Genomic DNA, 23,243 nt, shown 5'->3' with positions numbered 1-23,243 from the left:
ACCACAAAAGGGGAACTGCCGCATGAAGTCTCTTAGCCTGACCGCGACCGCCGCCATCGCGATTGCCGCTGCTTACACAGCGCCCGCAACGGCTGCGGATTGCAAGATCACCGTCGGCCTCGTCATGGAGCTCACCGGCCCGGCCGGTGAGTATGGCAAGGCCGGCGCCAAATCGGTCGAAATGGCCTTCGACGATATCAACAAGGCCGGCGGCGTGCGCGGCTGCACGCTGACCACCGACACCCGCGACAGCCAGAGCCAAGGCAACGTCGCCGTCGATGCGGCCACGCAGCTTGTCCAGGTCAAAAAGGTGCCCGTGGTCATCGGCGGGATCATCTCCTCGGTCTCGATCCCGATCCTCACATCCGTCACCGCCCCGGCCAAGGTGGTGCAGATCTCGCCCGCCTCCTCCTCGCCGACGCTGACCACGCTCGGCCGTGAAGGCAAGACCAACGGCATTTTCTTCCGCACCATCACCTCGGATGCGCTGCAGGGTATCGCGGCGGCCAAATATGCGATCGACCAGGGTTTCAAGAAGCTCGCCGTCATCCATGTCAACAATGACTTCGGCGTGAACATGTTCAAGGAGTTCTCGCGCGCCTACAAGGCGATGGGCGGCGAGGTCGTTTCCGTCACGCCCTACAACGAGAAGCAGTCGAGCTATCAGTCCGAGGTAACCGCCGCCATGAACGGCGCGCCGGATGCGCTCTATCTGATCAGCTATCCCGTCGATGGCGCGACCATCGCCCGCACGTGGATCTCGCAGGGCGGCGTGCAGAAATTCCTGCTGAACGACGGCATGAACAGCCCTGACTTCATCGACTCTGTCGGTGCGGACTATCTGAACGGCGCCTACGGCACCTCGTCCGGCACCAGCCCGACCAAGTCGACCGAATATTTCAACGCCAACTACAAGAGCTTCTCCGGCGGCATCGAGCCCTCGAACCCGGCGGCCGACCGCGCCTATGACGCCGGCGCCATCGCCGGTCTCGCCATCGCCGCTGCCGGTTCGGAAGATCCCGCCAAGATCCGCGAGGCGATCTACAAGGTCACCGATGCGAAGGGCGAGCCGATCTATGCCGGCAAGGAAGAATTCGCCAAGGCGCTGAAGCTGATCGGCGAAGGCAAGCCGATCCGCTACGAGGGCGTTATCGGTCCGGTTCAGTTCGATCAGTATGGCGACATCACCGGCCCCTTCCGCCTTTGGAAGATTGCCGATGGCAAGGTGGAAACAGCAGGCGAGATGAGCGCCGACGAGGTCGGCAAGATCATGGCGACCGTGAAGTAAGACGCGCCGCCGGGCCGCTCTTTACCGGGCATGCCCGGCTTGCTCCGGGCACAGCCTGACCATGCGGCGGGCGCGGTTCGACCGGCTGGCAGAGGACTGCCAAGCGGTTCCCTGTCACGATCGGGCCCGACCCGGCGGTCCATCGATCCCTGAAAGATGGATCCTCGGCTCAAGCCGAAGGGTGACGCGAACGAACGGCGCGGTTTTCCCTCGCGCTTTGCCAGGCCCGCACAGCGGGCTTGGCGCTCCAATGCGGCCGGAAGCAAAAGCGGCTCGCCGCCCCATTTCGCTGGAGCCTCCGGCGACTTTCCATCGGTTCTTCATGCAGACGCTTTGGACGCTAACGTCCCATCCCCGCCCCGATTACACGACCACAGGCCTACCCAGCCGCTGCGATAGCGTGATCATCGGCGCCGGTTTTACCGGGCTCACCGCCGCGCTGCATCTGGCGCGCGCCGGGCGCAGCGTCGTGGTGCTGGAAGCCGGCAGGCTCGGCGCGGGCGCGAGCGGCACCAATGCCGGCTTCGTCGTGCCGAATTTCGCCAAGGCCGACCCTGCCGCCGTGCGCGCCCGGCTTGGCAATGACAAAGCGGATGCCCTGCTGTCGCTGGTCGGCGCGGGCGGCGATGCCGTGTTCGCCACCATTGCTGAAGAAGGCATCGACTGCGACGGCGCGCAGACAGGCTGGCTGCAACCGGCCTATGGTGATGCCATGGCCCGCCTTCTTCAGGCCCGCGCTCAGGCCTGGCAGGCCTTGGGGCGGCCGGTGGAGGCGCTCTCGGCCGCCGAGGTCGCCGCTGAAACCGGTATGAGCCTTTACAGCGGCGGGCTGATCGACCGTTCGGGCGGAACGATCCATCCCTTGAACTATCTGTTCGGCCTGGCAGCCGCGCTGACCCGGCATGGCGGCCAGCTGTGCGAGCATACCAGCGTCACCGCCGTCGACCGCGCCGGCACAGGCTGGCGGGTGACGGCGGGCACCAGTCAGATCACCGCCGACAGCGTGATCCTCGCCACCAATGCCTTCAACCAGGGCATTGCCGGGCGCATGGGCCGCACCGGCGTACCGCTGCGCGTCTATCAGGTCGCCACGCGCCCGGTCGATGCGACGGTGGTGGCGCGCATCGCGCCGCACCGCCTGCCCGTCGGCGACACCCGGCAGAACCTCTTCACCTACCGGCTCGACCGGGAGAACCGGCTGATCAGCGGTGGCATGGCCGTCAATCCGGTCGGCGCGCTGAGCCGTGTCGGCCGCCATGTCGCTAGCCGTCTGGCGGCAGAGCTTGGCCTGCCGGCCACGCCGGGTCTGGCCGCCGCCTGGACCGGCACGGCCATCATGACGCCGGACTTCCTGCCCCGGCTCTATCGCTTCGGCGAGGGCTTTTTCGGCGGCATCGGCTGCAACGGGCGTGGCATCGCCATGACCGCCCAGCTGGGCCGCGTGCTCGCTGGCTGCGCGCTCGGCGCGCCTCTGGAAAGTCAGCCCATTCCGCTGCGGCAAGCCAGCGCCCTGCCCTTTCACCGCCTCACGCCGCTTGTTGCCTCCGCCGCGCTGATCCAGGCGCGGCTGAAGGATCGCCTGACCCGCATCGCATGACCCGCCAAGGCTGAGCCCACACGCTCGGCCGGGGCCTCTCTTCGAAAGACCAGTCCCATGACCTATCTCGCCAAACGCATCACCTCCGGCTCGAAGAAATCCTATGGCATGTTCGCCAAGGCCCTGACGGTGGATGGCCCCGGCCGCGACCTCATCCACATGGAGCTCGGCAGCCCCCATGCCGACACGCCGCTGGCCGTCAAACAGGCAACCGTGGATGCGCTGATGGCCGGCCAGGTGCATTATTCGCATTTCCAGGGCATTCCGGCGCTGCGGGAAGCCTTGGCCAAGCGGCTTCAGGAGAAAAACAGGCTCGACGTGACCGCGAACGAGATCGTCGTCACCAATGGCCTGACCCATGCCTCCTATGCCGCCATCATGACCGTGATCGATCCGGGCGACGAGGTGATCCTGCTCGAACCCTATTACCCCCAGCATCTGGGCAAGATCGAGCTTGCCGGTGGCGTGCCGGTCTTCGCGCCGCTCGACGCGATAAACGGTTTCTCGATCAACCCCGATCTGATCGAGGCGAAGATCACGCCGCGCACCAAGGCGATCGCGCTGGTCAACCCGTGCAACCCGACGGGCCGTGTCTATGGCCGGGCCGAGCTGGAGGGGCTGGCGGCCCTCGCCATCCGCCACGATCTTGTCGTGCTCTCCGACGAGGTCTACGAGGACATCCTGTTCGACAAGGCCGAACATATCTCGATCGCCTCGCTGCCGGGCATGGGCGAGCGCACGATCTCCATGTTCGCCTTCACCAAGAGCTTCGCCATGGATGGGTGGCGCATCGGCTATCTCGCCGCACCGGCTGCGATGATCCCAGGCATTCTCAAGATCACGACAAGCGACGTGACGCATGTCAACACCTTCATCCAGGCAGGCGCGCTGGCCGCTGTCACCGGGCCGGCGGAGGTGCTGGCGGATCTGGTGGCCGAGGACAAGGCCAAGCGCGATCTCGTCGTCACCCGGCTCAACCAGATGGCCGGCGTCACCTGTGCCTGGCCGGAAGGCACGATTTATGCGTTTCCCGATATCACCGGGACCGGCATTCCGGCGCAAACGCTGGCGGAGATGATCCTCGACAAGGCCGAGGTGGTAGTCGAGGCCGGCAGCTTCTATGGCCAGGCCGGCGAAGGGCACCTGCGCGTTTGTTTCGGATCACAGTCGATCGAGCGCATTTCCGAGGCGATGGACCGGCTGCAGCGGTTCTTCGGCAGTCTTTAGGGCTCGCACACGTCGCTGCTGTGCGCCCTTTTGCTCAGGCGGGGCACAGGCCGCGCAGCAGCGCCTGCGTGGCCTCGATATCAGCCACCATGGCGGCCCGCGCGGCCGGCCCGTCGCGGCGGGAGAGCGCATCGACGAGCGCAAAATGCTGCGTGGAATAATCCGGCAGCGACCCCTCGGCCATTTGCGCGCGCACGAGATCGGACAGAAGCCGCATATAGGGGCCAAAGCGCAGCCAGAGCATTTCGATCAGCGGTGGCAGCACGTCGGAGCCAGCTTTTTCATAGATGGCGAAGTGAAAGGCCTGGTTGTGGCGCAGCATGGCATAGACCTCGCCATTGCGCCCCAGTCGCTCATGCTCGCGAGCAATGTCGCGGCAGGCCTCGATCTCCTCGCCACTCATGCGCGCCGCTGCGCATTCGGCTGCCAGGCCTTCCAAGGCCTTTCGAGTCTGGCAGAGATCGTCCAAGCGCTGGCGCGATATCGCCGGCACGCGGGCCGATCCGCCGCGCGCCACCTCCAGCCCCGTTTCCGCCGCCAGCCGCCGCAGCGCCTCGCGCACAGGCATCAGGCTGGTGCCGAACGTATCGGCCAGCGATTGCAGGGTGATGAGCTTTCCGGGCTCGAACTCGCCCCACATCAACGCCTGGCGCACCTGTTTGTAGACGCCGTCCTGCACAGCGGCGCGAGGGGACGATCGGGGCGAGCCAACAGGCTTCATGGAGCCTCCTTCTGCAAAGGCATCATAAAACAAGCACGATAAAATAAGACGTCCAGCGAAAGGTGCACCCGGGCGACAAAGCTAAATATCCGGCACCGGAGGCCGCCGTCGAGTGCCCGGCCGAGGCAAGCGTGCCGACCATCGGCTGAAACATGGTTCTTCATGGCGCGGGTCGCTTAGGCTGGCAAGGCCAGTGCTCCGCCATGCACAGATCCCTGCACCAAGCTCGCGCTGGCGATGCCTTTGCTCGGCGCGTTTTGGACCTCGCCCGCCGGCACGGCAGCCCTAGTTGATGCTCAACAAGCCGCCGCGAAAGCATGCCGAAGAGGCCTATGCCGCCGCGCCGGGATCAGGAGGGGACCATCATGCGACATCATTTCCTGCTTTTGCCAGGTCTTCTGCTTCTGGCCGCCGCCGCACTTCCCGAAAACGTGCCCCTGCCGGCTGAAAAGCCTTCGGCACCGCAGGCACAGCCCGCATCGCCGCCGGGCGACAAGGCTGCACCGGCCCCGGCCGACGTGCCCAAGCCGAAGGATAAACCGCCTGCTCCCCAGGGCGCTGCGCCGGATGCGCCGACGCCGCTGCCCGCCGAGCCCGAAGATCCCGCAAAGAAGACGCCGCCAGATGCTTCAAAGGAGCAAGCACCAACCTCTCCTGAGAAGACAAAGGTTCAGGATGATGCTACGCCCGACGCAAGCGCTCCGCCCCAAAAAGAGGGCAAGGCGCCTGAGCCCGCGCAGCCGGTTCTGACGGTTGCGCCGGAGGATCCCGCCTCCTATGCCCAGTGCCTCACCGATCTCAAGGCGATCGGCGCGCAGTTCGAGGAACGGCCGCGCATCGACGATGGCAAGGGATGCGGCATCGACCGGCCGATTTCGGTGACCGCCATCCTCCCAGGGGTGGAGGTGGCGCCGGCGGCCACCCTGCGCTGCGAGGCGGCACTCGAGCTGGCCCGCTGGGTGAAGGAGTCGGTTCAGCCCGCCGCCAAGGTGGCCATGTCGGAAGATGGAGCGCTGACGCGGCTCAATCAGGCGTCGAGCTATGTCTGCCGCCTGCGCAACAATGCCGCCACCGGCAAGATCTCCGAACATGCGCGGGGCAATGCCATCGATATCGCCTCCTTCAGCTTCCGCAACGGCCAGACCATTGCCATCCAGCCGCGCGACGAGGACGGCACCCTGACCGGCGCCTTCCAGCGCGCGGTCACGGCCACCGGATGCCTCTATTTCGAAACGGTGCTCGACCCCGGTAGCGACGAGGCCCATGAAGACCACCTGCATCTCGACGTTCTCCAGCGCAAGGCGGACTATCGCTACTGCAGGTAGCCCGAACAAGAGCGCACGCGCCCGATTTGGCCGAGCTTCTTTCAGAACGCCCGCGATAAACCTCTAACCGGCTTCACCGTGCTTTAAACATCTTCCGTCAAGCTTCGCGCACAAAGTAGCCCGCCCACGGGATGGCGGTTGGGGGATAAGCATGATCGACCGTCTGATGTCGCGGATCAGGATCCAGACCAAGGTTCTCGTTCTGGTGGCGCCCTTCGTCCTGAGTATCGCCGCCGTCGGCCTGACCGGGCTTTACATTTCCGGCCAGCTTCAGGGCCGGATGGAGATTTCAAACGGCATCATGCAGGCGCTCACCGGCTTCAAGCAGGTCTATTCCGGCATGTCCCGCTTCCTGATGCAGCCCGCGCCGGAAACGCACGAGGCCGCGCGCGCCGCGCTCTCGGCGCAGATTGCCGACCTCAAGCATATGGCCGATGCCATGCGGGCCCAGACGGATGTCGCAGCCCTAGATGATGTCGCAGCGCAGTCGGATACGCTTTTTACCAATATCGACCAGCTTTGGAGCCTGCATCAGGCGCGAGAGGCGGCCGGGGCCGACGTCAACACCAAGCTCGATGCGCTGATCGCATTGCAGGCCGCCGTCGGCAAGCAGGCGTTCGTTTTGCTGGGCGCGGCCAAGCAGGTGGAAAAGAAGGCAAAGAGCGGCCTGAAGCTGGCCCTGACCATTGCCGCCCTGGCTGACAAGAGCGAGACTTTCGCGCAGGCCGTTACCCTGGTTCAGGGCCCGGATGCCCAGGTCAAGGCGATCGATGCCGGCCTGCCGGCCGCGCAGGAGGCCCTGACCGCGGCTAAGGACAGCCTTTCACCCGACCAGCCGGCGCCTGTGCAAAGGCTGGAGGCAGCGCTCGCCACCCTTGCGCGCGGCGCCGACGCCTATAAGGCAGATCCTTCGACCCCGCACGACCTGAGCGATGGCGCCGCCGAAGCGCGCTCCGCGGCGCGTGCCGTCAAGGAACTGGCCGACCAGACGCTGATGAAGGCCGTCGGCGACCTGGCCGCCGCCGAGGCGCAGATCGCCAAGGCCGACAATGTCGGCAACAAGCTGCGCGGCATCGTCGGCAACGCCAACCAGATCCGCGTGCTCTTCGCCGAACTGGGCGCAAAGCCCGACGAGGCGAATGCCAAGCTGATCGACCAGGCGCTCTACAGCTACGGTCAGGCGCTCTCCGGCCTGGCCACGGCCCTGCCGGATGACAAGACACTTTCGACCATGCCCGCCCAGGCCAAGGACGCGCTGGGTGCGCTTTCGACCAATGCCCGCACGATCGTCGATCTCGTTGCCAAGCGACAGGCGGAATTTACTGTCGCCGCCGCCAAGATCGACCAGCTCTGGGGCCTGCTGTCGCAATTCGCCGAAAGCCAGAAGCAGAGCGCGGGCGCCGAGCGCGACCAGGCCAATTCCATCTCGGTCGGCGCGATGATCGCCGGCATGCTGATCGCCATGCTGGCCGGCGGCATTCTGGTGATGACGCTCAAAGGGCCGATCGGCCAGATCACCGCCACCATGCGCCGCCTGGCCGATGGCGCGCTGGAGACGGATGTCACAGGCGAAAGCCGCGCCGATGAGATCGGCGACATGGCCCGCGCGCTTTCCATCTTCAAGCAGAGCGCCATCGCCAAGCTGTCGATCGAAGAGGAAGCCGAGCGCAGCCGCCGGCAGGGCGACGCCGAGCGCCAGCGCAACGAGGCCGAACGGCAGGAAGCCGCGCGCCAGAGCCAGTTCGTCGTCGAGACACTGGCCGACGCGCTGTCGCGCCTGTCGCGTGGCGATATCAGCTTCAGCATCGACACACCCTTTGCGCCGCATCTGGACCGGCTGCGCCATGATTTCAACGCCTCCGTGGCCGGCCTGCGCGAAACGCTTGCCGAGGTGATGGGGCTGACCGGCGCGATCCAGGACAATGGCCAGCAGATGGCGGGCTCGGTGGACGATCTCGCCCGGCGCACCGAACAGCAGGCCGCAGCGCTGGAGGAAGCCTCGGCCACGCTGTCGGAAACCTCCGCCTTGATCGGCACCGCCGCCATGCGCGCCAATGATGTCCGCAGCATCGTGCAGCAGGCGCGCAGCAAGGCCGGCAGCTCTGCCACCACCGTGCGCAAGGCGGTGGATGCCATGCAGCGCATCCAAGATGCCTCGCAGAAGATTGGCCAGATCATCAGCGTCATCGACCAGATCGCCTTCCAGACCAATCTGCTCGCACTCAATGCTGGCGTCGAGGCCGCGCGCGCGGGCGAAGCCGGCAAGGGCTTTGCTGTCGTCGCTCAGGAGGTACGCGATCTCGCCCAGCGCTCTGCCCAGGCCGCCAAGGAAATCGGCGAATTGATCCGCCGCTCCACCGAAGAGGTGGCCGCCGGGTCGCATTTCGTCGAGGATACCGGCCTTGCCGTGACCGAGATTGCCGATCAGATCATCGAGATCGCCGGCCAGGTCGACCAGATGGCGTCCGCCAGCCAAGACCAGTCCGCTTCTCTCGGCTCCATCAACGGCTCGGTCAATGCGCTCGACAAGATGACCCAGCAGAACGCCGCCATGGCCGAAGAGGCAAGCGCGGCAACGCAGCAGCTTGCTCAGGATATCGTCACGCTCAACAGTCTTCTGTCCCGCTTCCGGCTGGAGAACGGCGCGCAAGGCGCGCGATGGGCGGCGTGAAGCGCGCAGCCCTTCTTTAGGCGAAGCCGACAGGAAGGCGACAGCATCCGCAGGTGACAGACAGGTTGATTAAAAATAGCTTTATGCAATCATGACGTATAGAGGAACTAGGAGGAGCCTTATGACGTCTGATTTGAGCCGCCGGCAATTTTTTGCCGTCGCAACCGCATCCGGCCTTGCTCTCTGCCAGAGCAGCACACCGGTGCGCGCTTGGCAAATGAGCCCAAGCCTCGATGATCGGCTGGTGCCTGCCGCGGCGCGATGGCTGATGACGAATTTTGGTCCGTCGATCATAGAAAGGACCCGCAATTCGCACTATTCTCCGGCGTTGGTCTGTGCGATCGCTTGTCAGGAAAGCGGATATGCATGGTATACCAAGAGCTTGAGAAAGCGATACACGCCGTCTGATATCCTGCGTCTGATGGTTTTGGACAACAACACACCGCGTCGAGCGTTCCCTCGCGACACGCGCGCTTTCATTGAGGATAGTAGGGTTGGTCATCTCGCCCAAGCTTTAATCGAGGCGAGCGACGCATCGAGAACCGCGCGCGGGCTGAAGCCAACCGGGCAGCTATATTACGGCTACGGCATTTTCCAGTACGATCTCCAGCACATTCGCAATGACGAACAATTTTGGCGTGCGACGCCAGACGACAGGACGGCCGATCCATCTCGGACCGGCCTCTGGGGCGACCTCAACGCCTGCCTTGATCGCCTATTTCAAGAACTTGACTCGAAGAGACAAAAGTATCCTAGCGACCTTAGGCAGACAATTCGAGCCTACAACGGATCCGGCAAGAATGCTGAGGCTTATGCCGATATCGTCATGCGTTTCAGCCGGATAATTTCAGAAAGCGGCGCGGCTTAAAGCTTCGGCTGTGTCAACCCGGTGAAGCGCAAGGCGCGGCCGTCGGTTTCGACCACACGGTCCATCTCCTGCTCCAGCGCATCGCGATCATCGACCCCGCGCAACAGGCGGCCATGCAGCGCATCGAAGCGGCCGGCCGCGATATCGGCGATCAGCGCGGCGGCGCGCGCGGGCGGTATGTTCACGCCCTCGGCGAAGAGATCCTGAATGCCGGGCAGGAAGGTCTTGCCGGCTTCTGAATTCAGCTGCAACTCGGTCATCTGCGTGCGCACGAGGCCGGGATCGACTGCGAAGGCATAGACGCCAACATCGCGGGTCGTGTCATCGAGGCATTCGGTCAGCCGCATGATGGCCGCCTTGCTCGCCGCATAGCCGGAGCCATGGGGAAAGCTGTTGCCCGTGCCGCCGCCGACGAGATTGACGATCCGGCCGCGCGCGCGCTCCCGCATGGCAGGCGCCACCACGCGGCAGGTATTGAAGGTTCCCCGCAGGTTGATCTCGACATCGCCCCACCAGGTCTCCGGGTCGCAGTCCCAGATCGGGCCGAAGGCCCTGAAGGCGCCGTGATTGTTGACGAGCAGGTCGATCGGGCCCAGGCCCTCCACCACGCGCGCAAGGCCTTTCTCGACACTCGCACCATCCGCCACATCCAGCGCCAGCGCGAGGGCAATTCCGCCTTCGGCTTCGATCATCCGCGCGGTTTCGTCGATTTCGCTTTGCGTGCGCGACATCAGCGCCACCTGTGCACCAGCCCGCGCCTGATGCAACGCGATTTCCCGTCCAATGCCCCGGCCCGCGCCGGTGACGACGGACACGGTGTCGTTCAAGGGTTTCATGTTTTTTCCTCCATCCAAGCTACGGCCTTGCAGCCTATCTATGGGAGCGCGCAGCATTCGCCAGGAACAAAGATGGCGGTGCGCGAGAGATCGCCTGGATATAAGAATGCGCGCATCCACGATAACCGAGGAAGACGCGGACGAATTGTCTCGTTAGGATGATCATCTTCACCTTCAGCCTGAGCGTGTTGGGCACGATCACGCCCTTTCATCCCTAGATGCTCTTGCTCTCCGCAACGGCAGATCATGGTTGCCGCTGGGCGCGGCATCCGCATGGCGGCGAAGCAGCAGACCGTGACCGTAGCGCGGACTATGATGGAGGTGTCTCGCTCTCAGCCTTCGCACACACATGCCGTGAAACCGGATGCGCCGTCTCCGCGTATAGCGTTGCATGAGGCGGACGATCCCCGTCCGCCCCAAGCGCTAGGCGATCGATCAGGCGCTGCTCACGAAGACTTGGCTTTTCGTGCGGGCGCCGCGGGCCTATCGGTTTTCGCAGATCCGGTGCCAGCGTCTGCCGCAAAGACGCGTCATCCGGAGCCTTTCAGAAAGGACGCCTGACCATGCCGGCTTTTCGCCCCCCGATCATTCCCGCCAGCGAGATCACGCCGAAGACGGCCTATCTTTCGCGTCGCGGCCTGATGGCTGCCGGCGCCGCCGGTACGCTTGCGGCGTTTTTGCGCCCGCCCGCCGCACGGGCAGAGACACTCACCACTGTGCCCAGCGCCTATAAGGTCGAGGACAAGGTCACGCCCCGGAAAGACGTGACCACCTACAATAACTTCTACGAATTCGGGCTCGACAAGGCGGATCCAGCCGCCCTGTCGGGTGATTTTAAGCCACGCCCCTGGACGGTGGCGGTGGATGGTATGGTGGCCAAGCCACAGACCTTTGATATCGACGCACTCATCAAGGCCTTCCCGGTCGAGGAGCGGATCTATCGCATGCGCTGCGTCGAGGCATGGTCGATGGTGATCCCGTGGGACGGCTTCCCGCTGGCCGCCCTTCTCGACAAGGTCGAGCCCTTGGGCTCGGCCAAGTTCGTCGCTTTTGAGACCATTGTCCGCCCGGCGGAAATGCCGGGGCAGAACAGCCTGTTCCAGTCGCTTCCCTGGCCTTATGTCGAGGGTCTGAGACTCGACGAGGCGCGCCATCCGCTGACACTACTGGCCGTCGGTCTGTACGGCGAGACGCTGCCGAACCAGAATGGCGCCCCGATCCGGCTGGTGGTGCCGTGGAAATACGGCTTCAAGGGCATCAAATCGATCGTGCGCATCACGCTTACCGACAAGCAGCCCATGAACACCTGGCAGGCCGCCAATCCGCAGGAATACGGCTTCTATGCCAATGTGAATCCGGCGGTCGACCATCCGCGCTGGAGCCAGGCGACCGAGCGCAAGATCGGCGAAGGCGGCTTCTTCGGCGCCAGCCGCCATCCCACCCTGCCCTTCAACGGCTATGCCGACCAGGTGGCAAGCCTCTACAGCGGCATGGATCTCAAGGCGAATTTCTGATGGCGGCAGCATCGCAAAGCCTGTTCAAACGCTGGCAGCCGGGCCTGATCTGGGCGCTCTATGGGCTTGGTCTTCTGCCAGCTGTCTGGGCCTTCTACCAGGGCGCGACCGGCGGGCTCGGCGCAGATCCGGTGAAAAGCTTCGAGAAGACGCTTGGCCTCTGGGCGCTGCGCCTTCTCATTCTAACGCTGGCGGTGACGCCTCTGCGCGAGCTTTTCCGCATCAACCTGATCGCCTATCGCCGGGCGCTGGGCCTACTCTGTTTCTACTATGTTGCCTTTCACCTGACCGTCTATATGGTGCTCGACCAAGCGCTGGATCTCGCCGTGGTGCTGCAGGACGTGCTGAAGCGGCCCTTCATCATGTTCGGCATGGCCGCTTTCGTCATGCTTGTGCCGCTGGCAGTAACGTCGAACCGTCTGTCGATCCGAAAGCTCGGGCGCAATTGGACCCTCCTGCATCGACTCATCTACCTGGCGGCGGCGAGCGCGCTCCTGCACTATGCCCTGTCCACCAAGGTGCTTTCGCCCGAACAGGCGATCTATATCGGGCTGATCCTGATCCTGCTGCTCTACCGCGCCGCGCGGCCGCTCATTCCCCGCAAACGCAACGCGAAACCCGCACCGGGCTCGCAGACCGCACGCGTGGTCAAGCAGGCTTGATCCGCGCCGAAGGAGAGATGGCCAAGAGCCGAACGGGAACGCGCTGAAAATGGAAAAGCCTGCCGCGGGAGGAGGTGCGGCAGGCTTTCCGAAAGGTGAACGGTCAGCGGGAGGAGGATGCTGCCGTTCTGGGGCCGACGAACCAATGGGAGGAGGAGATGGTCGTCGACATCTCGAAGCGTCACGGGAGGAGGAGGTGTAACGCTTCGATGGATGTGGTTATAATCGGTTTAAGAAGTGCGAGATAGACAGTTTGCTGCAGTGCAGCCATGCGCTGGGCGCGGGGCTCAAGATATTGCATGCCTAAACCTGCGGAAACCTGCTCAAGTGTTCATGGATGGTTTTCCATCCTCCGTCCTCGACCCTAAGCACCGTCGTTCCGCGACCGCCGCCTTCCAGGCGCCGGCCATCACGGCTGGCGGACCATCTGAAATGATAGGCGCAGCTCGCGGCGATATCGCTGAGCGCAATCCATTCGATATTTTCGAGCCAGTAAACCTCGTCTGGGAAGGCCATCCACGTGCGCTCGAAAGCGGCGCGAATTTCGGCAAGACCGCGATGGGTGCCGTCATTGAACCAGAAGATCGCCTGCTCCGAGATCAAGGGAGCGATGACCTCGAAGCGGCGCTGCGCCAGCAGGGATTCGTAATGCTTGAGATGCTCTTGGGGGCTCATGTCTTCACTCCCGCATGTCAGACGCACAGGTTTTCCGCCACCTCGAAGCGCCGCGTCAGATAGGCCTTTCCTTGCGAAACAGCATCCGTGAGATCCTCGCTCCGCGCAAGGCCGGCCGCAATCGCGCTTGCCAGCATGCAGCCGGTGCCGCGCAGGCTGACGGGCAGGCGGGCGCTGGCAAAGCGCTGTGCCGGCTGGCCAGTGCGCAACAGGCAGTCAATCGCCTCATCGCCTTCGTCATGCCCGCCTTTGACCAGCAGCGCTGCTGCGCCATGGGCAAGGAGCCTCGCGGCGGGCGAGGCGATGGCGGCGCTTACGCCCTGCAGGCCGGCGGCATTTTCGCGCGCGGCGGGAGCGCCCTTCGGTGCGGATCGGGAGGCATCCGGCGCGGCGGCAAGCCCCGCAGCCAGGAGCCCAAGCTCCGGCAGGTTGGGGGTGACCAAGGTCGCGCGCGGCAGCAGGCGTTGCAGCAAGGTGGCCAAGCCATCCTCGCTGAGCAGCAGCCTGCCGGAGGAACTGGCAATCACGGGATCGAGCACCACGGGCACATCGGGCCAGGCATCGAGCGCATCGGCGACGGCGGCCACGGTCCCTGATGTGGCGAGCATGCCGATCTTGACGGCATGCACGGCGTCAGCGGCAAAGGCCGTGCGCATCTGCTCGGCCACCAGAGCGGGCGCGACGGCGCTGATCTCCGTGACCTCTCGATGGGTCTGCGCGGTCACCGCCGTCACCGCCAGGCAGGCGCGGACGCCGAAGGCGGAAAGCGTTTCGAGATCGCGCGCCACGCCTGCGCCGCCCGAAGAATCGGCGCCGGCGATGACCAACACGCGTGGGGCCGGCCGGCCTTGTCCACCGTAAGCCCGCGTGATCGTGTCTTCAGAGGACGTCGCTCTGCGCGCCATTCCGGCCTTGCCCTCTTCCCGCGTCTTGCCCGGCTCGCTCATGATGACCCATCGGTTGGTTTCACGTCAGGCGCCGCGCCCGCGCTGGCCGGCCGTCGCGGCGATCCATTGCCGCGTCCGGCCTTCCGGATCGGCATTACGGGTGATGTCGGTGACGACGGCGGCGCTGTCGGCGCCTTGCGCGAAGACGCCGGGCAGCCGCTCGACCGTGAGACCGCCGATCGCCACCAGCGGCACGTCACCTGCCGCCGCCTTCCACTCGGAAATACGGTCCAGGCCCTGCGGCGCCCAGCGCATGGCCTTCAGAATGGTCGGATAGACGGGGCCGAGCGCGACATAATCGGGCTCGGCAGCGAGCGCCGTGGATAGCTCGGCGGGATCATGGGTGGAGAGGCCGAGCTTCAGCCCGGCCGCGCGGATGGCGGAAAGATCGGCCTCGGCCAGATCCTCCTGCCCGAGATGCAGCCAATCGCAGCCCTCTTCGATGGCCAGCCGCCAATAGTCGTTGATGACGAGCGTGGCGCCATGGGCGGCGCAGGTCGCCTTGGCGCGGCGGATCTCGGCGGCGATCTCGCTGTCTGAACGATCCTTGATGCGCAGTTGCACCAGCTTGACCCCGAGCGGGATCAGCCGGTCGATCCAGTCGGCGCTGTCGACGATGAGGTAGAAGGGGTCGAGCCTCATGCTATGCCCTTCCCGAGGCTGCGGCCGGAGCCATGTCGAAGACGGCCTTGCCGATGACGGGCGTCGAGGGCACGGCCATGTCGCGCGGCTCCAGCGGATCGGCGAGATAGGCCGTGCGGCCGGCGGCAATCGCCTGGCCGAAGGCTTGCGCCATCGCAGCGGGATCGCCGGCGCCTGAAACCGCGGTGTTGAGCAGCACCGCATCGAAGCCGAGTTCCATCACGGCGGTGGCATGCGAGGGCCGGCCGATGCCGGCATCGACGATCAACGGCACGTCCGAAAAGGCGGCGCGATAGGCCTTGAGCGCGGCGGGATTGACCGGCCCCATGGCCGAGCCGATCGGCGCGCACCAGGGCATCAGCACCTTGCAGCCGGCCTCCAGCAGCTTTTCGCCGACCACGAGATCCTCCGTCGTATAGGGGAAGACCTTGAAGCCCTCGGCGGTGAGGATACGGGCGGCCTCGACCAGCGCGAAGACATCCGGCTGCAGCGTGTCGTGATGGCCGATCACCTCCAGCTTCACCCAGTCGGTGGCGAAAACCTCGCGCGCCATCTTCGCCGTCAGCACCGCCTCCTGCACCGAATGGCAGCCGGCAGTGTTCGGCAGCACACGCACGCCAAGCGCCTTGATCATCTCGAAAAACGCCCCGCCCCGGCTCTTGTCGCCCTTGGCGCCGGCCAGCTCTCGGCGCAGCGACACGGTTAGGATGCCGGCGCCGGAGCGCCTGACCGCCTCTTCGAGGATGGCCGGCGAGGGATAGCGGGCCGTGCCGAGCAGCAGGCGGGATGAGAGCGTCGTATCGTATAGCGTGAACATCCTCGTCAGCCTCCCTGCATGGGCGAGAGGATCTCGATCCGGTCGCCGTCGTTGAGCGTGAAGACGGGACGCTCCTCGCGATGGACAAGCTCGCCATTGACGGCGGTGGCCAGCCAATCGCCCTCATAGTCGAGTTGGGCGAGCAGCTCGGTCAGCGTGGCGACATCGAGGCTTTCGGGCTCGCCATTGACGATCAGTCTCATGCGACAGCTCCTTTCGAAAGAATGGGCGACGAGGCTTCGGCCAGCCGCGCGACCAGCGCCTCGGCCATGGAGGGCGCGAGGAGAAAGCCATGGCGGTAGAAGCCATTGAGGAAGAGCATGCGACCCTCCTCATGGATGTCGGGGAGATTGTCGGGAAAGGCCGGGCGCAGGCCGGCTGCGGCCTCGGCCAGATGCGCCTCGCCAAAGGCGGGATGCAGCGCATAGGCGGCGTTCAAAAGCTCCATCACCGAGCGGGTGCTGACAAGCCCTTCGGTCTCGCTCTCGATCATGGTGGCCCCGACCATGAAGCGCCCCTCGCCGCGCGGCACGACATAGAGCGGATGGCGTGGATGCAGGAGGCGCACGGGGCGCGACAACGTCACCTCATCGGTTTCCAGATGCAGCATCTCGCCGCGCACGGCCCTGAGCCGGGCAAGATCGCCGCGCCTGGCCGCGCCGGTGCAGTCCACCACCCGGTCGAAACCATCTTCCATGGCGGCAGCACCTAAACGGACCGAGACGCCCTCCGCACCCAGCCGCTCCGTCAGCGTCGTCATCACGCGGCGGGGATCGAGATGCGCCTCCTCGCGGAAGAACAGGGCCCTGCGGAACCGTCCGGAAAGCGCCGGCTCCAGCGCCGCGATGCCATCGGCATCCAGCCATTCATAGCCGCGCGTGCGCCGGGCGAAGCGGTCGAGCTCGCTCATGTCGCGCTCCGGCGCCACGACGAGCGTCCCCGCCCGCGTCACCGCGCCGGGCACGGCCGCCTCCCACCAGTCGGCCGCCCGCAGCCCTTCGGTCAGCACCCGTTCCTCAGCGCTTTCGCGCTCGCAAAAAGGCGCGAGCATGCCGCCGGCAAGCCAGGAAGCGCCGGCGCCGAGGCCGGGCGCCTTCTCGCAGAGCGTGACCCGATGGCCGGCACGGTGAAGCGCGAAGGCGGCGGCGAGTCCGCCGACGCCCGCGCCCTTGACCAGGATGCGCATCAGTCCTCGACCTTCATATAAAGGTCGCCGCCCTCGCGATATTTCGCCGCCATGGCCTCCATGCCCTCCTTCTGCGCCTCGGCGCGGATGTCGTGGGAGATGCGCATGGAGCAGAATTTCGGTCCGCACATCGAGCAGAAATGCGCGACCTTGTGCGCCTCCTTGGGCAGGGTCTCGTCATGGAAGGACCGTGCCGTTTCCGGATCGAGCGACAGGTTGAACTGATCCTCCCAGCGGAACTCGAAGCGGGCGCGCGACAGGGCGTCATCGCGCAGTTGCGCGGCCGGGTGGCCCTTGGCGAGATCGGCGGCATGGGCCGCGATCTTATAGGTGATGACGCCGGTCTTCACGTCGTCGCGATCCGGCAGGCCCAGATGCTCCTTCGGCGTGACATAGCAGAGCATGGCCGTACCGAACCAGCCGATCATCGCCGCCCCGATGCCGGAGGTGATGTGGTCATAGCCCGGCGCGATATCGGTGGTCAGCGGCCCCAGCGTATAGAAGGGCGCCTCGCCGCAGGTCTTCAGCTGCTTGTCCATGTTCTCCTTGATTTTGTGCATGGGAACATGGCCGGGGCCTTCGATCATCACCTGGCAGTCTTTCGCCCAGGCAATCTGCGTCAGCTCGCCCAGCGTTTCCAGCTCGGCGAATTGCGCACGGTCATTGGCGTCCGCGATCGAGCCGGGGCGCAGGCCATCGCCCAGCGAGAAGGAGACGTCATAGGCGCGGCAGATGTCGCAGATCTCCTCGAAATGCTCGTAAAGGAAGCTCTCCTTGTGGTGATGAAGACACCACTTGGCCATGATCGAGCCGCCGCGCGAGACAATGCCGGTGACGCGGCTGACGGTGAGCGGAATATAGGCGAGCCGCACGCCGGCATGGATGGTGAAATAGTCGACGCCCTGTTCGGCCTGCTCGATCAGCGTGTCGCGGAACACCTCCCAGGTCAGATCCTCGGCAATGCCATTGACCTTTTCCAGCGCCTGATAGAGCGGCACGGTGCCGATCGGAACAGGCGAATTGCGCAGGATCCAGTCGCGGATATTGTGGATGTTGCGGCCAGTGGACAGATCCATCACCGTATCCGCACCCCAGCGGATCGCCCAGACCATCTTCTCGACTTCCTCGGCCATGGAGGAGGTGACGGCGGAATTGCCGATATTGGCGTTGATCTTCACCAGGAAATTGCGGCCGATGATCATCGGCTCGGATTCGGGATGGTTGATATTGGCGGGGATGATGGCGCGGCCGGCGGCGACTTCCCGGCGCACGAAATCAGGCGTCACATAATCCGGGATGTGCGCGCCGAAGCTCTCCCCGTCGCGCTCCAGCGCCTCTTTCGCCGCCTTGCGGCCGAGGTTTTCGCGGATGGCGATATATTCCATCTCAGGCGTGATGATGCCGGCGCGGGCATAAGCCAGCTGGGTGACGGCCTTGCCGTCCCGGGCGCGCAGCGGCTGATGGCGCACGGGAAATTCCGGCGTCAGCTTGTCGCCGCTGACGAAGCCATTGTCCTCCGGCTTGACCCGCCGGCCGTCATAAGCCTCGACATCGCCGCGCGCGAGGATCCAGTCCCGGCGCAGCCGGGCCAGACCCTGGTCGATGGCGATGGTGGCAGCCGGATCGGTATAGGGGCCGGAGGCGTCATAGACATTGACCGGCGGCTCGCCGGAGGTCGGATGCAGCGCGATCTGGCGCAGCGGCACGCGGATCTCGGGGTGGATCTCGCCGGGAACGAAGATCTTGGTGGAGGCGGGCAGCGGCCCGGTGGTGACCTCGGGGCGGGGAAATTGCGGGGCGATATTCATCGTGGAGCTCCAAGTTTTTAAGGTTGGAGACCCAGTCACGTCAGCCGGAATGATGGAAAAACGCGGGAGATTCGTCTGATCGCACCCCGAAAAGAGGGCACGCCCGCCGCGCTCGCACCGTCCCTACGCCAGTATGAACTGGATCAGGTTCAACGGGTCACCGCGCTGCTTGCCCTCATCAGGCAAAGCCCAGCGGAATCTCAGCCCCTTGCGGGACACCCCTGGTGAATGCGTGGAGTGTAGAGCCGGCTTTGCGGCGTCGTCAAGGCCGCTTCTGCAGGCGCAGCCGGCTCAGGGTTTCAACAGCACCTTTCCAGCCTTACCGGCGGCGAGCGAAGCCGCCACCGCTTCGCCAATCTCGTTGAGCGAGAAGACCGCCTCGACCGGCAGTATGATGCGCCCTTCGCCGACCAGCCGGATCAGCTCGCCCATCAGCCGCGCCTTATCCTCGGGCGCCATGGCGGCAGAGACCTTCGAGCCCCAAAAGCCCTTGATCGTCAATTGCTTGAAGATCACGGAGCCGGAAGGGATCTGCATCGGCTCTCCGGTCATCGAACCGAAGGAGACGAGGAGGCCGTTTTCGCCAAGGAGGTCGGCAAGATCGCTGGAGGCCGCGCCACCAATCGAATCGACAGCAGCGCGTGCGCCCTGATCTCCAGTGAGTGCACGCACCCTGTCTTGCCATCCTGCAGTGGCGGTGGAAACGGCATGGTCGATGCCGAGCGCCGCCAGTTCAGCCACGCCTTCGTCGCGCCGAACCAGATTGACCGTGTGGATGCCGCGCGCGGCCGCCACCATCGCCACCACCTTGCCCACAGCACCATTGGCGGTGTTCTGCACGACCCAGTCACCCGGCTGCACCGCCAGAAATTCCAGAAGCGACAGCGCGCTGAAGGGCATGGCGATCAACTGCGCCCCGGCCTCGTCGGAAATCGCATCGGGCAACGGCACAAGAGCCTTTGCCGGCGCCACGAAGAACTCGGCCCAGCTGCCGCGCAGGCCCGCCGCCGCCACACGCCGGCCGATAAGACCCGAATCGACGCCGGGCCCCACGGCGTCCACAGTGCCCACGGCCTCGCTCCCGCCAATGGCCGGCAGCGGCGGCTTGATGCCGTAGGACCCGCGCACCGTCCAGAGATCGTGATTGTGGATCGGCGAAAGATGCATGCGCACCCGCACTTCGCCGTCAGCAGGCATCGGACGGTCGCAGTCCGCCGCCATCAAGACCTCCGCCGGATCGCCGAACCGGTCATGAACCGCACTGCGCATGGTCACGTCTCCTTCATTTTTCCGGGGCCGCCCACGCGGAGCCGCTTGATTGCAACGGCCTGCTCGGGTTGCGCGTCTGAGACTAAATGTAAGCGACGCATATAGGACAAGCCCCGCCACCAGCCAGACCACGGGTTCATAAGGCTGCGCGTCACCGGAGGCATGGTTTAGATTCAGCCTCAGGACTTGGCGTGTCAGCCCCTCCCCCCGCGCGCATTCATGCGCTATGCATAATATCTCCCGCATCTTCGGGAGAAGCATCGGCAGGGGGCATGGATGCAGGTCCGGGCGCTGATCTATTTCGACGAGGTGGTGCGGGCGCGGTCCTTGCGGGCGGCGGCCGAGCGGCTGAACGTGGCGCCAACCGCCTTGTCGCGGCAGATCGACCAGCTCGAACACTATTTCGGCACGCCGCTGCTGGAGCGTTCGGCGCGCGGCATCCGACTGACGGCAGCGGGCGAGCTTCTGGCGGAGCGGGCGGGACGGACGCTGCGCGAGCTCGACAATGTCCGCCAGCTGATCGACGATCTCGAAGGGTTGAAGCGTGGGCGGGTGGTGATCCATGCCAGCGGCGCGGTGGTGGCAAGCCTGCTCGCGCCGGCGCTCGCCGATTTCAGCAGCCGCTTTCCCGGCATCCGCTTCGAGATCGCCGCCACCAGTGCCCGCCAGTCGGTCGAGGCGCTGGTTTCAGCCGAAGCCGATATTGCCGTCACCCTGTTTTCCGAGCCGCATCCCGGCACCAAGGTGCGGCTGAAGGCCGAGATCGTTTATGAGCTGGTGGCCGCATCGGACCATCCGCTCGCTGCCTTGGCCGAGGTCAGCGTGGCCGAGCTGGCGCGCCATCCACTCGCCCTGCCCGATCGTGGCTTCGGCGCGCGCCAGGCTTTCGACGCTTTGTTTGCCGCCGCAGGACTGCCGCTCGATCCGGTCTTCGTCACCGGCTCGTTGGAAATGCTGAAAGAGCTTGTCTTGAGCGGCGTCGCGGTGACGCTGCTGCCGGCCTTCACCGTGCAGCGCGAATGCCGGCTCGGCCAGCTGGTGGCTCGCCCGCTGGTGGAAGGCCGGGCGCTGAAGACGCCGCTGACGCTTTCGGTCGCCACCGAGCGGCAATTGCCCTTCGCCGCCACCAAGCTGCTCGACCATATCGACCGCTTTCTGCGCGAGAGCTTCACGCGGGCAGGCTCCAGCGGCTGAGTGCATCGTTTTCTGCTACACGGGGAACACAAAAAGACGAATTGTGTGCGCGCAAGTTTCATGAAACTCTCCGGTCCATCCAAGGACCGGCGTTAGATCGGCCAGCCTCGAAAGAGGCGTTTTGCAAGGGGAATTTGCATGACCAAGCCTGTTTCCATCCTCCGCCGGCGGTTGCTTGCGGCTGCCTTTACCCTCTCCGCCGCGCTTGCCCTGCCGCTTGGCGCCGGAAGCGCTCTAGCCGCGCCGAAGACCAGCCTGGTGCTGGGCATGAACCCGGAGCCGCAGGGCCTCGACCCCACCATCGCCGCGCCTGTCGCCATCGGCCAGGTCACCTGGCAGAACATCTTCGAAGGCCTCGTCGCCATCGACCGCACCGGCAAGATCGTGCCGCAACTGGCCAAGAGCTGGGAAATTTCGCCTGATGGGCTGACCTATACTTTCCATCTGCGCGAGGGCGTGACGTTCCATGACGGCCAGCCCTTCAACAGCGAAGCGGCGAAATTCTCGCTCGACCGGGCGCGCGGCACGGATTCGGTCAATCCGCAGAAGCGCTTCTTCGCCGCCATCGACACGGTGGAAACACCCGACGCCAACACCCTCGTTCTGAAGCTGAAGACGCGCAACAGCAGCCTGCTTTCCTGGCTCGGCTGGCCAGCCTCCGTCATGGTCGGCCCGAAAAGCTCGGTCAATGACAAGACCACGCCGATCGGCACCGGCCCGTTCAAATTCGTCAGCTGGGCCAAGGGCGACCGTGTGGAGCTGGCCGCCAATCCGGCTTACTGGAACAAGGACGTCAAGCTCGGGCTCGATAAGGTCACCTTCCGCTTCATCGGCGATCCGCAGGCCCAGGCGGCGGCGCTGAAATCGGGCGATGTCGATGCCTTTCCCGAATTCACCGCGCCGGAGCTGATCGCAAGCTTCAAGGACGATCCGAAGATCGCGACCGTCATCGGCAATACCGAGCTGAAGGTGGTGGCCGGCATGAACAACGCCCGCAAGCCCTTCAGCGACAAGCGCGTGCGTCAGGCGCTGATGATGGCGGTGGACCGCGCGACCGTGATCGAGGGCGCCTGGTCCGGCCTCGGCCAGGCGATCGGCAGCCATTATACGCCGAACGATCGCGGCTATATCGATACAACGGGCGTTCACGCTTATGACCCGGCAAAGGCCAAGGCGCTGCTGGCGGAGGCCGGCTATCCCAACGGCTTCTCCTTCACCATCAAGACGCCGCAAATGCCCTATGCCCCGCGCTCGGCGGAGATCCTGCAGGCCATGTTCGCCGAAATCGGCGTGACCATGACCATCGAGCCCACGGAATTTCCGGCGAAATGGGTGCAGGACGTGTTCAAGTCCACGGATTACGACATGACCATCGTCGCCCATGCCGAGCCGATGGACCTCGATATCTACGCCCGCGATCCCTACTACTTCAACTACAAGAACCCGGCCTACAACGCGGTTCTCGACAAGATCGAGCAGACGACGGATGCGGCCGAGCAGGACAAGCTCTATGGCGAGGCGCAGACCATCCTCGCGGATGATGTGCCGGCGCTTTATCTCTTCGTGCTGCCGAAGCTCGGTGTCTGGAATGCCAAGCTCAAGGGCCTTTGGGAAAACGAGCCGATCCCCGCCAATGTGCTGACCGAGGTGCATTGGGAGGAGTGAGCGGGCTTGCCATGATCGCGGCTTGGGTTGGAAAGTTCGCCCGCTTGACCTGAGAGAGCATTGCCCCCTCACCCTGCCCTCTCCCCGATGGGGAGAGGAGGCCAGTGCCAGATCCCTGCGCCGTGCCTAGAGCTACTGGTTTTCCAGTCTATGACAAGGCGCGGCGCCCGCTCCAAGTCTCTTCTCCCCTCGGGGAGAAGATGCCGGCAGGCAGATGAGGGGGCCCGCGCCGCAGTCTCGGCCCGACTGGCGTAGGCTTTCTTATCGACCCCACGCCCCACCTCGCCCCTCGCAAACCATTCGGCACCGCCGCCGCAAACGGCACCATCTC

Annotated in this window: 20 protein-coding genes and 1 riboswitch; of the genes, 10 read left to right on the top strand and 10 right to left on the bottom strand. The window is 65.0% G+C overall.

What is annotated here, in order from left to right; genetic code table 11:
- Positions 1–22: 22 nt before the first annotated feature.
- The 3 genes from BMX61_RS11395 to BMX61_RS11385 all read left to right on the top strand — a co-directional run bounded on the left by BMX61_RS11395 (position 23) and on the right by BMX61_RS11385 (position 4,112).
- Positions 23–1,288, top strand: a complete 1,266-nt coding sequence (locus tag BMX61_RS11395; RefSeq protein WP_075629709.1) for an ABC transporter substrate-binding protein — start codon at positions 23–25, stop codon at positions 1,286–1,288.
- A 322-nt stretch (positions 1,289–1,610) separates the two neighbouring features.
- Positions 1,611–2,885: an NAD(P)/FAD-dependent oxidoreductase gene (locus BMX61_RS11390; protein ID WP_075629913.1), complete on the top strand. Its 1,275-nt coding sequence runs from the start codon at positions 1,611–1,613 to the stop codon at positions 2,883–2,885.
- Positions 2,886–2,942: 57 nt separating this feature from the next.
- Complete coding sequence (locus tag BMX61_RS11385) at positions 2,943–4,112, top strand: pyridoxal phosphate-dependent aminotransferase (protein WP_075629710.1); 1,170 nt, start codon at positions 2,943–2,945, stop codon at positions 4,110–4,112.
- Positions 4,113–4,146: 34 nt separating this feature from the next.
- Here the strand turns inward: BMX61_RS11385 and BMX61_RS11380 are convergent, their stop codons facing one another.
- Complete coding sequence (locus BMX61_RS11380; protein ID WP_075629711.1) at positions 4,147–4,833, bottom strand: GntR family transcriptional regulator; 687 nt, start codon at positions 4,831–4,833, stop codon at positions 4,147–4,149.
- Between the two features lie 365 nt (positions 4,834–5,198).
- Between BMX61_RS11380 and BMX61_RS11375 the strand changes: the two genes are divergently transcribed.
- From BMX61_RS11375 to BMX61_RS11365, 3 genes are all read left to right on the top strand, one after another.
- Positions 5,199–6,158, top strand: coding sequence for an extensin-like domain-containing protein (locus tag BMX61_RS11375; protein ID WP_083639650.1), 960 nt, complete (start codon positions 5,199–5,201; stop codon positions 6,156–6,158).
- Positions 6,159–6,309: 151 nt separating this feature from the next.
- Entirely contained in the window at positions 6,310–8,829 is a 2,520-nt protein-coding gene (locus BMX61_RS11370; RefSeq protein ID WP_075629713.1) for a methyl-accepting chemotaxis protein, read from the top strand.
- 121 nt (positions 8,830–8,950) lie between these two features.
- A complete protein-coding gene (locus BMX61_RS11365) occupies positions 8,951–9,697 on the top strand; it encodes a hypothetical protein (RefSeq protein ID WP_075629714.1) in 747 nt (248 codons plus the stop codon).
- Here BMX61_RS11365 and BMX61_RS11360 read toward each other — a convergent pair.
- Positions 9,694–10,533, bottom strand: a complete 840-nt coding sequence (locus BMX61_RS11360; RefSeq protein WP_075629715.1) for an SDR family NAD(P)-dependent oxidoreductase — start codon at positions 10,531–10,533, stop codon at positions 9,694–9,696. The genes BMX61_RS11365 and BMX61_RS11360 overlap by 4 nt on opposite strands.
- 563 nt (positions 10,534–11,096) lie before the next feature.
- Here BMX61_RS11360 and msrP point away from each other — a divergent pair.
- Together msrP and msrQ are read left to right on the top strand one after the other, a co-directional pair.
- Positions 11,097–12,047, top strand: a complete 951-nt coding sequence (gene msrP, locus BMX61_RS11355; RefSeq protein WP_075629716.1) for a protein-methionine-sulfoxide reductase catalytic subunit MsrP — start codon at positions 11,097–11,099, stop codon at positions 12,045–12,047.
- Complete coding sequence (gene msrQ, locus BMX61_RS11350; protein ID WP_075629717.1) at positions 12,047–12,709, top strand: protein-methionine-sulfoxide reductase heme-binding subunit MsrQ; 663 nt, start codon at positions 12,047–12,049, stop codon at positions 12,707–12,709. Before msrP ends, msrQ begins: the two co-directional genes overlap by 1 nt.
- Before the next feature lie 303 nt (positions 12,710–13,012).
- Here the strand turns inward: msrQ and BMX61_RS11345 are convergent, their stop codons facing one another.
- The 8 genes from BMX61_RS11345 to BMX61_RS11310 form a co-directional block, all read right to left on the bottom strand.
- Complete coding sequence (locus tag BMX61_RS11345; RefSeq protein WP_075629718.1) at positions 13,013–13,384, bottom strand: YybH family protein; 372 nt, start codon at positions 13,382–13,384, stop codon at positions 13,013–13,015.
- A gap of 17 nt (positions 13,385–13,401) precedes the next feature.
- Entirely contained in the window at positions 13,402–14,331 is a 930-nt protein-coding gene (locus BMX61_RS11340; RefSeq protein ID WP_234794655.1) for a hydroxymethylpyrimidine/phosphomethylpyrimidine kinase, read from the bottom strand.
- A 24-nt stretch (positions 14,332–14,355) separates the two neighbouring features.
- Positions 14,356–14,973, bottom strand: coding sequence for a thiamine phosphate synthase (locus tag BMX61_RS11335; RefSeq protein WP_075629719.1), 618 nt, complete (start codon positions 14,971–14,973; stop codon positions 14,356–14,358).
- Between the two features lies 1 nt (position 14,974).
- Positions 14,975–15,790, bottom strand: a complete 816-nt coding sequence (locus BMX61_RS11330) for a thiazole synthase (protein ID WP_075629720.1) — start codon at positions 15,788–15,790, stop codon at positions 14,975–14,977.
- A gap of 5 nt (positions 15,791–15,795) precedes the next feature.
- The gene (thiS, locus tag BMX61_RS11325) at positions 15,796–15,993 is read right to left on the bottom strand and encodes a sulfur carrier protein ThiS (protein WP_075629721.1); all 198 of its coding nucleotides are present in this window, start codon (positions 15,991–15,993) and stop codon (positions 15,796–15,798) included.
- Positions 15,990–16,976 (bottom strand): glycine oxidase ThiO, encoded by a 987-nt coding sequence (gene thiO, locus BMX61_RS11320; protein WP_075629722.1) that lies wholly within the window; start codon positions 16,974–16,976, stop codon positions 15,990–15,992. The genes thiS and thiO overlap by 4 nt, the downstream gene beginning before the upstream one ends.
- Positions 16,976–18,784, bottom strand: coding sequence for a phosphomethylpyrimidine synthase ThiC (gene thiC / locus BMX61_RS11315; protein ID WP_075629723.1), 1,809 nt, complete (start codon positions 18,782–18,784; stop codon positions 16,976–16,978). Before thiC ends, thiO begins: the two co-directional genes overlap by 1 nt.
- A gap of 102 nt (positions 18,785–18,886) precedes the next feature.
- Positions 18,887–19,017: riboswitch (TPP riboswitch) on the bottom strand.
- A gap of 58 nt (positions 19,018–19,075) precedes the next feature.
- A complete protein-coding gene (locus BMX61_RS11310; protein ID WP_075629724.1) occupies positions 19,076–20,053 on the bottom strand; it encodes a zinc-binding dehydrogenase in 978 nt (325 codons plus the stop codon).
- Positions 20,054–20,329: 276 nt separating this feature from the next.
- On the opposite strand from BMX61_RS11310, the gene BMX61_RS11305 reads away from it, so the two are divergent.
- Both BMX61_RS11305 and BMX61_RS11300 read left to right on the top strand, forming a co-directional pair.
- Positions 20,330–21,247 carry a LysR family transcriptional regulator gene (locus BMX61_RS11305; protein WP_075629725.1) on the top strand — a complete coding sequence of 306 codons (918 nt, stop codon included), beginning with the start codon at positions 20,330–20,332 and terminating at the stop codon, positions 21,245–21,247.
- A 138-nt stretch (positions 21,248–21,385) separates the two neighbouring features.
- Complete coding sequence (locus BMX61_RS11300; protein WP_075629726.1) at positions 21,386–22,912, top strand: ABC transporter substrate-binding protein; 1,527 nt, start codon at positions 21,386–21,388, stop codon at positions 22,910–22,912.
- The last annotated feature ends 331 nt before the right edge of the window (positions 22,913–23,243 follow it).

The organism is Xaviernesmea oryzae (assembly GCF_900109605.1).
GTDB lineage: Bacteria > Pseudomonadota > Alphaproteobacteria > Rhizobiales > Rhizobiaceae > Xaviernesmea > Xaviernesmea oryzae.
This window is presented reverse-complemented; position numbering and strand designations above follow the sequence as displayed.